Annotated in this window: 10 protein-coding genes and 1 pseudogene; 7 read left to right on the top strand and 4 right to left on the bottom strand. The window is 67.2% G+C overall.

What is annotated here, in order from left to right; all coding sequences use genetic code 11:
- Positions 1–12: 12 nt before the first annotated feature.
- The gene (locus ACYVOK_RS26755; protein WP_460665306.1) at positions 13–1,479 is read right to left on the bottom strand and encodes an ATP-binding protein; all 1,467 of its coding nucleotides are present in this window, start codon (positions 1,477–1,479) and stop codon (positions 13–15) included.
- Complete coding sequence (locus ACYVOK_RS26760) at positions 1,479–3,140, bottom strand: FAD-dependent oxidoreductase (protein WP_460665307.1); 1,662 nt, start codon at positions 3,138–3,140, stop codon at positions 1,479–1,481. The genes ACYVOK_RS26755 and ACYVOK_RS26760 overlap by 1 nt, the downstream gene beginning before the upstream one ends.
- 127 nt (positions 3,141–3,267) lie before the next feature.
- On the opposite strand from ACYVOK_RS26760, the gene ACYVOK_RS26765 reads away from it, so the two are divergent.
- On the top strand, positions 3,268–4,044 hold the full coding sequence (locus ACYVOK_RS26765; RefSeq protein ID WP_460665308.1) for a class I SAM-dependent methyltransferase: 777 nt from the start codon (positions 3,268–3,270) through the stop codon (positions 4,042–4,044).
- Between the two features lie 37 nt (positions 4,045–4,081).
- Here ACYVOK_RS26765 and ACYVOK_RS26770 read toward each other — a convergent pair whose 3' ends face one another.
- Complete coding sequence (locus ACYVOK_RS26770; protein WP_460665309.1) at positions 4,082–6,151, bottom strand: Ig-like domain-containing protein; 2,070 nt, start codon at positions 6,149–6,151, stop codon at positions 4,082–4,084.
- Positions 6,152–6,194: 43 nt separating this feature from the next.
- Here ACYVOK_RS26770 and ACYVOK_RS26775 point away from each other — a divergent pair, with 43 nt between their 5' ends.
- From ACYVOK_RS26775 to ACYVOK_RS26800, 6 genes and pseudogenes are all read left to right on the top strand, one after another.
- Positions 6,195–6,320 carry a hypothetical protein gene (locus ACYVOK_RS26775; RefSeq protein WP_460665310.1) on the top strand — a complete coding sequence of 42 codons (126 nt, stop codon included), beginning with the start codon at positions 6,195–6,197 and terminating at the stop codon, positions 6,318–6,320.
- Positions 6,321–7,323: 1,003 nt separating this feature from the next.
- A pseudogene (locus ACYVOK_RS26780) lies at positions 7,324–7,506 on the top strand (helix-turn-helix domain-containing protein); the annotation flags it as partial.
- A 414-nt stretch (positions 7,507–7,920) separates the two neighbouring features.
- Positions 7,921–8,559 carry a hypothetical protein gene (locus tag ACYVOK_RS26785; RefSeq protein WP_460665751.1) on the top strand — a complete coding sequence of 213 codons (639 nt, stop codon included), beginning with the start codon at positions 7,921–7,923 and terminating at the stop codon, positions 8,557–8,559.
- Positions 8,560–8,581: 22 nt separating this feature from the next.
- Positions 8,582–9,697, top strand: a complete 1,116-nt coding sequence (locus tag ACYVOK_RS26790; protein WP_460665311.1) for a branched-chain amino acid aminotransferase — start codon at positions 8,582–8,584, stop codon at positions 9,695–9,697.
- 39 nt (positions 9,698–9,736) lie between these two features.
- Positions 9,737–10,717: a non-homologous end-joining DNA ligase gene (gene ligD / locus ACYVOK_RS26795; protein WP_460665312.1), complete on the top strand. Its 981-nt coding sequence runs from the start codon at positions 9,737–9,739 to the stop codon at positions 10,715–10,717.
- Between the two features lie 25 nt (positions 10,718–10,742).
- Positions 10,743–11,375, top strand: a complete 633-nt coding sequence (locus ACYVOK_RS26800) for a nucleoside/nucleotide kinase family protein (RefSeq protein WP_460665313.1) — start codon at positions 10,743–10,745, stop codon at positions 11,373–11,375.
- On the opposite strand, the gene ACYVOK_RS26805 is transcribed toward ACYVOK_RS26800, so the two are convergent.
- Entirely contained in the window at positions 11,363–12,103 is a 741-nt protein-coding gene (locus ACYVOK_RS26805; RefSeq protein WP_460665742.1) for a TetR/AcrR family transcriptional regulator, read from the bottom strand. The two genes, ACYVOK_RS26800 and ACYVOK_RS26805, sit on opposite strands and share 13 nt — an antisense overlap.
- Positions 12,104–12,121 lie beyond the last annotated feature (18 nt).

Genomic DNA, 12,121 nt, shown 5'->3' on the forward strand with positions numbered 1-12,121 from the left:
GATGGACCGCACCTAGGCGAGCAGGTCGGCGCCGGACTCCAGTTCTTCGTCGGCCTCCAGGGGAAGGACGATCTTGAAGCGGGTGTCGCCGGGCTGCGATTCGACCCGGAGGTCGCCGTGGTGTTTCTTGACCACGATGCGCCAGGAGATGTCGAGGCCCAGGCCGGTGCCTTCGCCGATCGGCTTGGTGGTGAAGAACGGCTCGAAGATGCGGCGGCGGACCTCCGGTGGGATTCCCGGTCCGGTGTCGCCGATCTCGACGACGGCGTAGGCGCCGTCCTTCTTGGTCCGGATCGTCAGCGTGCCGGATCCACCCATCGCGCTGACCGCGTTGTCGATGATGTTGGTCCACACCTGGTTGAGCTCGGCGGCGTACGCCGGGATCGGCGGCAGGTCCGGATCGAAGTCCTTCACCACCTCGAGCCCTTGCAGCTTGCCCGACATCATCACCAGCGTCGACTTCAGCAGTTCGCGCAGATCGACGATCTGGTACGGCGCCCTGTCGATCTGGGAGTACTGTTTCGCGGCGCCGACGAGGGTCGAGATCCGGGTGACGGAGTCGTCGATCTCGTTCATCAGCGACTCGGTGTCGATCGTGTACATCAGCCAGCGGACCGCGCCCTCGAGGTACTTCGGGCCGACGGCGGTCAGCACCTCCTCCATCCACGGCACGTCCAGACCGGCCGCGGCCAGCACCGGCGCGACGTCCCAGCTCGCCTGCACGTCGTGGTCGTCGAGCCAGTCGGTCAGCGAGTCCTCGGCGTCGGAGAGCTCCATCGGCGTCAGCTCTTTCGCCTTGGACTTCTCCAGCCGCTCGACTGCCGCCTCCTGCAGTTCAACGATCTGGTGCAGCTTGGTCGCGTCCAAGGTGCCGTCGGCGAGCATCGCGAGTTTGGCCCGCATTCCGGCGACGCGCTGCCGCAGCGTCGCCGCGGCCCGCACCGCCGCGGCGGCCGGGTTGTTGAGCTCATGGGTCAGCCCGGCCGACAGCGACCCGAGGGCGAGAAGTCGCTCCCGCTCCCCCATCGTCTCGTTGGTCCGGCGCATGCCCATGATGAAGCCTTCGATCAGGTGCACCGCCATCGGGAACCAGGTGTTCATCATCTGCGCCATGGTGGCGGCGCTGATCACGAAGAACTCCGACGGCTTGGTCACCCGCAGCGTCGCGGTGTAGGCCTTCCGGTCGTCGGCGCCGAAGAAGGCGTTGAAGGCGCCGGCGTACACGCCGCGCTGGCTGGTCCGGTTGATCTCCACCTCTTCGCCGTGCGACAGCTTGCAGAGCCGGAGCTCACCGGACAGCAGGATGTAGCAGCAGGTGGCCGGATCGCCCTCGCTGAAGACGACCCCGTCCTGCACCGTCTCGACGTACCCGGCCTCGGACAGCCACTGCAGTTGCTCGTCATTCAGGCTCTCGAACAGGAAGAGCGTGCGCAGCTCGTCCGGAGTCAGCCGTCGCGCCTGCTCGGTCTGGTCAGTCATCAGAGCATCTCCAGGTATCGGTGCACCAGTGTCACGGCCATCGCTCCGTCGCCGACCGCGGAGGCGACCCGCTTCACCGACTCGGCCCGTACGTCGCCGGCGGCGAACACGCCCGGCATGCTCGTCTCCAGGTGGTACGGCTCCCGATCGAGCGTCCAGCCCGGCGGCTTGCCGCGCAGGTCAGGCCCGGTGAGCACGAACCCGCGCTCGTCGCGGAGCAGATCAGCCGGTAGCCAGTCCGTCCGCGGCGCCGCGCCGATGAACACGAACATCCACTCCGTGCTCACCTCGCGGGTCTCGCCGGTCGCGTTGTTCCGCAGGGTCGCCCGTTCGAGATGGTCCGACCCCTTGCAGTCGACCACTTCGGTACAGGTGTGGACCTCGATGTTGTCGATGGCCTCGATCTGGTCGATCAGGTACGTCGACATCGTCGCTGTCAACGATGGTCCTCTGACCAGCATATGCACGCGTTTCGCGTGGTTCGAGAAATACACCGCGGCCTGGCCGGCGGAGTTGGCCCCGCCGATGATGTAGACCTCCTGGCCGGCGCAGCTCGGCCCCTCGGTCGTCGCCGACCCGTAGTAGATCCCGCGACCGCACAGGTCGACCACTCCAGGCGCATCCAGCGTCCGGTAGGAGACACCGGTTGCCAGGATCACCGAGTGTGACGAGATCTCGCTGCCGTCGGAGAACCGCAGCCGACGGGCCGAACCGAGCGTCTCCAGACCGACGACCTGACGCGCGGTCAGCAATTCGGCACCGAACCGGACCGCCTGCCGCCGGGCCCGATCGGTCAGCTGAGCGCCGGACACCCCGTCCGGGAAGCCGAGGTAGTTCTCGATCCGGCTCGACTGGCCGGCCTGGCCGCCGGTCGCCAACTGCTCGACCAGGACGGTCCGCAGTCCCTCGCTGGCGCCGTACACGGCGGCACCGAGACCCGCCGGACCTCCGCCTACCACGACCAGGTCGTAGAACTCCTGGGCCGGCGACGTGGTCAGACCGACCTTGTCGGCAAGCTCGGCCTCACTGGGCGCCACCATCACCGTGCCATCGGGGGTGATCACCACGGGGAGGCGGGTGCCGTCGACACCGGCCGCTTCGAGTAGCCGCTTGGCCTCGTCCTCGTCGACGCCGAGCCAGCGGTACGGGACCGCGTTGCGGGCGAGGAAGTCACGGGCCGCGAACGACGGCGCCGACCAGCGGTGACCGATCACCCGGGTCTCGTCGGTCGACGGCTCCGGGGTCGACTTCCACAGCTCGAGCATCGCGTCGACCACCGGGTAGAGCTTCTCCTCCGGCGGGTTCCACGGTTTCAGCAGGTAGTGGTCGAGATCGACCACGTTGATGGCCTGGATCGCCGCGTCGGTGTCGGCGTACGCCGTCAGCAGTACACGACGGGCCAGCGGGAACAGGTCCATCGCGGCCTCGAGGAACTCGATACCGGACATCTGGGGCATCCGATAGTCGGCCAGCAGCAGGGCGACCGGCTCGCCGCGCAGCTTCAGCTCGCGCAGGGCGTCCAGCGCCTGCCCCGGGATCTCGGCCCGGACGATGCGGTGCTCCTCGCCGTACCGGCGGCGCAGGTCGCGGGCGATCGACCGGGAAACGCCCGGGTCGTCGTCCACGGTGAGGATCACCGGTCGGGTCGTCGACGCTGTCATGCCTCCTTCATACCAGCGCCGGGGCGGAACCCGGGAAGGGTAATTCCCGCGGCCGGCTCTCCACGTCCGGGTCCCCAGCCCGACGTGCCGCGGTTGCGGAGGTCTCGACGCCGCATACGGTTGGGCCATGAGTGAGATCGACTGGGGCCAGGGCCGTTACGAATCGACCGCCGCGGATCTACTGCCGGCGGCCCGCGAACTCGTCGAGGCGGCGCGCATCCAGCCGGGAGAACACGTCGTCGACATCGGCGCGGGCACCGGCAACGTCGCCCTCCTCGCGGCCGACCTAGGCGCCCGCGTCACCGCGGTCGAGCCCGCCGCCCGGCTCCGCGAGGTAATCCAGGAAGTCGCCGGCGCCCGCGACCTCACCGTCATCGACGGCACCGCCGCCTCCATCCCGCTGCAGGACGGTTCGGCCGACGTAGTGCTCTCCAACTTCGCCGTCATCTTCGCCCCAGACCCGCAGGCCGCGATCGCCGAACTGGCCCGCGTGACCGCCCCGAACGGACGGATCCTGTTCACGGCCTGGCTGCCCGGCGTACTCGACGAACTGATCGGCATCCTCTTCAAAGCGGTCCGGGAGGTGACCGGCCGCGGCATCGCCGACGGCCGCGTCGACTGGCACGACCCCAACGTCCTCACCAGCCTGCTGGAGCCCCACGGCTTCCACCTGACAACCGACACCAAGGAACTGACCATCTCCACCCCCTCCCCCGAGGACTACTGGTCCACCCGAATCGCCACCCACCCCCTAGGCGTCGCCACCCTCCCCCTCCTGGACCAGTCCGGCCGCCTCCCCGCCGTACGCACCCAAATGCTCACCCAAATCACCCAAAACTGGACCACCCCCACCGGCGAAGTAGCCCTCCCAGCCCAATACCTCCTAGCCAAAGCCACCCGCTGACCACTGTGATCAGCAGGTTTTCGCAGGCAGGTCGGGGTCAGCCGACGGTAAATGTCCGGGTGGCTATGGTTCCGTAGCTGTCCTCCGAAGGGAACGCTGGCCAGACTGCTTCCACTCGCAGGCTATGGGTGCCGCTGGAAAGTCCGGACGCGGTGAACGGTGACGTGCATTGGCCGTAGTACTCACCATCGAGATAGCACTGCACGATTCCGCCTGATGGAAGCGATGACGTGTCGAACGGGATGGAAACAGAGGTCCCGAAGCTGCTCGGGGTGGGCGCGATGACAACGCTTCGGCCTTGCCAGATGAGCGCGCTGAAATGCTGACTTGTCGGCAGGTACGCGTAGTTCCACTCCACCGAGTTTCCATCTCCGAGTGCGGCGCGGGCGTCAAGCACCATAATTTGCTCACCGCCTTCGCCCTCGATCACCACAGCTACCCGGTTGCCCGAGGTGTTCCACGAGACGGCCGAGACAACTCCGGACGGAGAGGGGATGTCAGTGAGCGTTTGCGTGCCGCCATCGATCGGCAGGAAGCCGACTTGTTGCCTGTTCGACTCGGGGATGAATGCAATGAAGTCGCCGTAGGGAGACACCACTGGTCGAGTGACACCATGGGACCCTGCAAGTGTGCCGATCCGTGCTCCGTTCTCGCTCGCTTCGATCCGGATCAGAGGAGCACCCTCCAGGTTCTTGTCCTGAACGATCAGCGTGTTGCTGTCTGTATGCCAGATGGGGGTGTCGATTCCGCAGCCGACCCGCACCACTGACCCGCCGGCGATCGTCACCACGTCGACGCATCTGGTCGAATCAGGCCCGTTGGTGCTGTAGGCGATCCGCGTACCGTCCGGAGACCACGCCGGATGAGCGAGACCGGGAGCCGTCACAAGCGCGGTATCTGTCGCCGTGCCGTCGGTTCCCCGGCGGATCCAGAGGCGGTTCTGGTCACCGTCTGCCCGAACATAGGCCAGGTCCACGCCGTTCGGTGAACTCGCCAGGTCCGAGTGCGTGCTGATCAACGGTTTCTCCGACGGCACGATCTGCCGCCCGAGGGGAAGCGCTGTCGAGCCCAGAGAGGCGGGTTCACCGGGGGCGTCACCGATCAGGGCCGTGAGCTGCTCTCGACCACGGATCGGCGACACGGCGGTGCTCGCCGAACCCTCCAGGAACTCGTTGACAGCCGAAACCCGATAGGTCGCGTTCTGCAGGCCGGCCGGATATGGCTCGGTCCAGTGGGTCTGGTCGGGCGGCAGCGTGAATCGGGTGGCGATCCCGTCGATCGAACGCTGGACGACGTACCCGACTGGTTCGGCGTTGCCCCAGGAACCCGGACGCCAGCTCAGGTCGACGCCGAAGTACGTTGCATCGGCCTTGACGTCGTGGACTTGCGGCGCCGTGTAGACACTCGCGCTGAAGCGGATGTGGCGCTCTCCTCTCGAGGTCCCGTCGAGAACATCAACCACTGCTGCATACTCGGTCGCGTTGCTGGGAGTCAGATCCATGCTGATGGTGCAGGTCTGTCCAGGAGCGACAATGCCGCACCGATTGCTACCCAACTGCCAGCCGAACCCGCCGCTCAGGGGTTGCACGGAGAGTACGAGATCCTTGGTGCCTACGTTCCGAAGCGTGGCGTGGGCGGAGGGGACCTGAGTGCCCAGCATGACCTTGCCCAGATCCACGTGTGGCTTGTCCACGGTCACAGCGGCGAACGCTTGGGTGCTGTTGATCCTGATCTCACCGTAGACAGATGCTGCGCCGGTGCACGATCCGGAGTACGCCGCACTGAAGGTCGCCACCTGCAGATCCGCGGTGTACGCGACTTCCTCGATGTCCAGGGTTCCGTCAAGGCTGCATTCAGCGTCTTTCTGACGAAGAACAAAGGTGCCTGCGGTGCCGCCGATGACTACCGCACCAGGACCGGAGAAGAACTTCGGCAGCGTGATGTGAACTGTTCCTGCGGACAACGTCCGGGAACTGACAGTGGACGACTGTGCCACCGGAGCGGCGATCTCGTCTGCCAACCAGGTAGATGCACCGCCAGGGTCTGCGTCGACCGTCAGTACATCGGTGTTGCCGACGGCGGGATCGGTTCCGGGTCTGGTACCCACCGCGGTCGTGCTTGGGAGACTCTCTCCTGTCGAGTTGACTGCGATGACGCGGTATGTCGCGCTCGCACCCGGCTTCACACGCGAGTCGACCCAACTCGTCGTACTGGCGGGCAACGCCTTGGAGGCGTTGGCCCAGACACCGTTGGACCTTTGCGCCTGGACCACGTAACTCTCAACCGTCCCGCCAGCCTCGGTAGGTGCGGCCCATGCGACTCCCACGCCTCCGATAACCGGGAAGGTCTGCACGGCACTCGGCGCGGCCGGCACTCCGTCGGTCTCCTGGACCTGAGAGTTGGCAAGCGGCGCAGCCTGACTCGGCGGGGTCAGAGCAGCGGCGGGAACTGCTGCGAACACCGGCAAGGACAGGACGAGGGCAGACGTCAGCAGCATGCGGGCGCGGCGCATCGACACTCCAAAGCTGGGCGGAATCCGGCGCGCCCCGAGTGCACCGGCGAAGTCAGGGAAGTTTCTATCGTTTGAACACGCTCCGCCGCAACCCGGTTGCAGCTTGTTGCAACGACACACAAGACACCACGCGCGGCCGCTCCTGACGTGCTAAGGGATGCAGTCGAAGCACGACCAGGGTCGGCCGCGGCGTGGTTCTGACGTGCTAGGGGACGCAGGTGAAGCATGGCCAGGATCGGCCGCAGCGTGAGCAGAGGCCGTCGGGTCCAGGCGCCGGCAGCCACAGCGGGTTCACCTGCATTTCTCGTGCTGGCATCGTGGCGCTGGGCGCCGGGCTGGTGCTCACAGACGTGCTGCGAAACCAGTGGAGTTGCGTGCGGCCGTCTGCGCCGTACCTGGCCTGTAGTGCGTGGACGTCGTCCCAGGTGGAGGTGTGGGGCCAGGGGCCTCGCCAGCGGAGGGTGACGGTGCCGTCGGACCACTCGACGCCTTCGGCGAGTGTGCCTGTGCCACGTACACCGGACACGTGGGTGTGACGCACCAGCCGGAAGAGGCGGGGCTGCCGCTGCGTCGTGTTCACATCTGCAGGCTCGCCCAGTACCAGTGTTCACAACAGGTGTGGGCTGTGGGCTGTGTGAACAGCCCACAGCCCACATGCCTTTACCTACAGGGCTTCTGGGGCGGTTTTGTCGGCGAGGGCTTGTACTGTCACTTGCACGCACCACGGAGCGGGCCGGAGGGCTCGTAGCGCGAACGGGGGTGATCCTGTGGCTGAGACAGCGTTAGCGTTCGGCGCGCAGTTGAGGGAGTGCAGGCAGGCGGTCGGCTTGAGTCTGCGGCAGCTGGCTACGCGGGTCGGCTACGACCACAGTTACTTGTCGCAGGTCGAGCGGGGTCAGCGACCGGGGTCTGCCGAGCTGGCGCGACTCTGCGACCGTGAGCTCGGGACCGGCAACGAGTTGGTCAGCAGCTTCCAGAGACGCCGGTCCACGCCGGTTGGTCCGTCTGAGGGCGTGCCACCACTTGGTCCAGGGGCAGGTGAGCTGTTGGAGGATGTCTTGCCGGCGGAGGCGTTGGAGGTGGCGTGGCGCGGGGTTGTGGGGGCGTTCGGGCGGACGGATGCGAGTGCTGTGCTCGGAGACTTCCGGAGCGTTCCGCCGGGTCGGCTGCTTCCGGAGCTGATCACGGACCTGCGGGTGCTGCAGTCGCGGGCCTCGATCGACTCTGCAGTTGAGGTCGCGCAGCTGAGTGCCCTCACCGCGCAGACATTGACTGCCCTTGGGCAAGCGAGTGCAGCGCGGCGTTGGTGGCAGGCGGCTCGGGCTGCCGCGGACAGCTCGGCTGAATCGTCGGTGCGGAGTTCGGTGCGTGCACAGGAGGTGATCAGCGCCCTGGCCGAGAGGCGGCCTCCAACGCAGCTGCTGGAGACGGCCCGGGATGCAGTGGAGCTCGCGAGCGGTGGTGGGTGCGCGGCGCAGGCACACACGGCCCTGGCGATGGCGCTGGCCGAGCTCGGGCGGCACGAGGAGGCTCATCGGTCACTGCAGCAGTTGATCGGCGTCACCGACCGGTTGCCGACGGCAAGTACGTCGTACGGTCCGCCGATCGATTGGGCGCCGTACGAGAGACACAGCGCCGAGGGACGTGTGTGCGCGAGGCTTGGGTACGGCGCGGCCGGGTGCGTCCTGTTAGCTCGGGCGCTCGAGCTCTGTCCGGAGGACTGGCTCGGTGAGCGGGCCAGACTGCAGATGGCACTCGCGGAGTGTCTGGCGGTAGACGGAGAGGTCGCTGCAGCTGTTGCCCTGGCTCTGCGCGTGCTGGTCGAGCTGCCGGACGAGTGGCACACCTATTACCTGTACGACGATGCCGCTCGAGTGCTGAGCGCCGTACGCGCCAGAGAGCCTGGGATGGCGGTGACACTGCAGGAGCTGCTGAGGCGTACGCCGTACCAGGACAACCGCAGTGTGGGCAGTGGGTCGTGGTCAGGGAAGGGGCGGGGGTAACGTGCCGGGGGTGAGTAGTGAGATGACAGTGACAGACGCGTGGGACTTTGCCGTTGAGCTGCGTAGTGATCCGGCCACTGCACAGGCGCGGGAGGCTGTGCTCGCCAATCCGGCGTTCGGGCAGGCGTTCACTGACCACATGGTCGTGGCCAACTGGACGGCCGACCGCGGCTGGCACGACCAGAAGGTGACTGCATACGCACCGCTCAAGGTGAGCCCGGCCGCCGCCGTCCTGCACTACTCGCAGGAGATCTTCGAAGGGCTCAAGGCGTACCGGCACGCCGACGGCTCGGTGTGGGCGTTCCGGCCCGATCGCAACGCCGCACGGTTCACAGCGAGCGCTGCACGGCTTGCACTGCCGCAGGTGCCTGAGGACGCGTTCGTAGCGGCGCTGCGGGCGCTGGTGACGGTCGACGAGCCGTGGGTCCCTGCTGCGGACAGCGGCGAGACCAGCCTCTACTTGCGGCCGTACATGATCGCGACCGAGGCGGCGTTGAGCGTGCGGCCGGCCCGTGAGGTGCTGTTCGGCGTCATCGCCTCACCTGCCGGCCCGTACTTCGACACCGGCCCCAAGCCTGTGTCGATCTGGCTGACGACCTCGACCATCCGAGCGACGCCTGGCGGCACCGGTGCGGCCAAGTGCGGCGGCAACTACGCGGCCAGCCTCGCCGGTCTGGCCGAAGCGGTCGCCAACAACTGTGAGCAGGTGGCCTTCGTCGATGCGGTCGAGCACAAGTGGCTCGAGGAGATCGGCAGCATGAACATGTTCTTCGTGTACGCCGACGGACGCATCGTCACGCCCGAACTGTCCGGATCGATCCTCGAAGGCGTCACCCGAGCGTCGGTCATCGAGCTCGCTGCCGACCTCGGCCACAAGGTCGAGGAGCGCCGGGTCTCTGCCGACGAGTGGAAGGACGGAGTCCGCAACGGCGAGATCACCGAGGTGTTCGCGTCCGGAACGGCCGCCGTCATCACTCCGATCGGCCGGCTCGCGTGGCCCGACGGCGACCTGACGATCGGAGACCACTCGGTCGACTACGGCGTCGGGCCAGTCACCAAGTCCATCCGGTCGACCCTCCTGGATCTTCAATACGGTCGCAGCCCCGACCAGCGCGGCTGGCTGACCCGTCTGGCCTAGTTGCTGCCGGTTGTCCCCGTCGGCGGTTAGGTTGAGGGCATGGCTGAGTCCAAGGCGGGGAAGGCGAAGACTCCGGCGATCGAGCTGGACGTGGGCGGGCGCACCGTGCGGATCTCCAATCCGGACCGGGTGTACTTCCCTGCGCGCGGCGAGACCAAGCTGGATCTGGTCAAGTACTACCTGTCCGTCGGCGACGGTATCGTGCGGGCGCTGCGCGAGCGGCCGTGCATGCTGCACCGGTTCCCCGACGGCGTGTCCGGCGAGAAGGTGCACCAGAAGCGGTTGCCGCACGGGGCGCCGCCGTGGATGGAGACGGTGCGGGTGAAGTTCCCGCGCTACAACCGTACGGCGGACGAGCTGTGCGTCACCGAGGTCGCGCATGTGGCGTGGGCCGTGCAGATGTCGACGGTCGAGTTCCATCCGTGGAACTCCCGTCGGGCCGACACCGAGAAGCCGGACGAGTGGCGGATCGACCTGGATCCGATGCCGGAGTGCCCGTTCGATCGGGTACGCCGCGTGGCGCACGTCGTACACGAGGTCCTCGACGAGCTCGGGGCTGTGGGGTATCCGAAGACGTCAGGCGGTAAAGGGATCCACATCTACGTGCGGGTCAAACCGGAGTACGGGTTCTCCGACGTACGGCGGGCCGCCCTGGCGTTCGCGCGTGAGGTCGAGCGGCGGGCCCCGGACGACGTGACGACCACGTGGTGGCGGAAGGATCGCGACCCGAAGAAGCTGTTCGTCGACTACAACCAGAACGCGCGCGACCACACGATCGCCAGCGCCTACTCGGTGCGCGGGAATCCCGAAGGAACGGTGTCGACACCGATCCGGTGGGACGAGATCGACGACGTGGATCCGAAGGAGTTCACCATTCAGACGGTGCCGGCCCGTTTCGCCGAGCTCGGCGACCTGCACGAGACCATCGACGACAACGTCTACACCCTCGACACCCTCCTCGAGTGGGCCGAGCGAGACGAGCGCGAGGGCGCTGAGGAGCCACCTCCACCGGAAGAGTGAGTGCCGGGCGACCTAGGATCGACGGGTGCTGACACTGGACCCCGACACCGCGTACGACCGTGCCGTCGAGCTCGCGACTCGGGGCCGCCGGGCGCTCCTGGGCATCACCGGGGCGCCAGCGGCCGGCAAATCGACGTACGCCGAGCAACTGACCGCCAAGCTGGTCGCTGACGGGCACCGGGTCGCACTGGTGCCGATGGACGGCTACCACCTGGCGCAGTCCGTACTGGACGAGCTCGGGCTGGCCGACGTCAAGGGAGCACCGCACACGTTCGACGGGTACGGGTTCGTTGCCTTGCTCAGAAGGTTGAAGGAGACACCGGACGAGCAGATCTGGGCGCCGCGATTCGACCGCTCACTGGAGGATTCGATCGCCGCAAGCATCGGAGTCGCGCCGGACGTCACGCTGGTCGTGACCGAGGGCAACTATCTGCTCCTCGACCAGATGCCGTGGGCAATCATCCGAACGTTGCTCGACCAGTGCTGGTACGTCGAGGTGCCCGAGCAACTCCGGCACGCCCGACTCGAAGCCCGCCACCGTCACTACGGCCGCTCCCCCGAGGAAGCCCGCGAACGCACGTACGGCACCGACGAGCGCAACGCCCAACTCATCGCCGCAACCGCGCCGAAAGCCGATGCGGTCGTTCAGCTCGCCTGAGAGACGCGGTCGATGAAGGCGGCCACGCCGTCGAGATAGAGCTGGAGACCGAAGTCGAAGTCCTCGTCGCTCGTCTGGTCGAAGTCGCTGACGGTGTCGAAGACACCGGCGTCGAGGACCCGGGCCAGCGCCGGCAACTGGCCGCGGTCGACTACGCGAGCGAGGATCGCGCCGTACTGGTTGAAGACGCCCGGGTTGTCGGCGAACCCCGCGGCCAGGTCGAGTGACATCCGGATCTCACCCTGGACGTAGGTGATCAGTCCCATCACGACACCGACCTTGGCCTCCTCGGGCAGGCCGGTGTCCTTGAGCGCGCCGAGGGCCGCGTCGAACCAGGCGAGATTGTTCGGACCGGCGGGCGGGCCGGAGATCGGCAACTTCGAGTACCAGGGGTGGTTGCGGATCGCCGACAGCACCCCCTCCGCCCAGAACGTGAGCCCGGTCCGCCAGTCGACGCCATCAGGCAGCGGTTCCGGGCGTTCGAGCGCGGCGTCGGACATCAGGACGAGCAGCTCGTCCTTGCTCTTCACATGCCGGTAGAGCGCCATCGTCGAGTTGCCCAGCCGCTCGGCCACCCGCGCCATCGAGACCGCGCCCAGCCCTTCGGCGTCGGCGAGCTCGATCGCCGCCCGGGTGATGTCCTCGAGGGTCAATGACGGCTTCGGCCCGCGTCGGCTGCTGTCCCGCAACCGCCACATCACCGCCACGTCGGCCGGCAGCTCGCTCATCTCCACGCCGTCAGTCTA

Source organism: Kribbella swartbergensis, assembly GCF_054784135.1.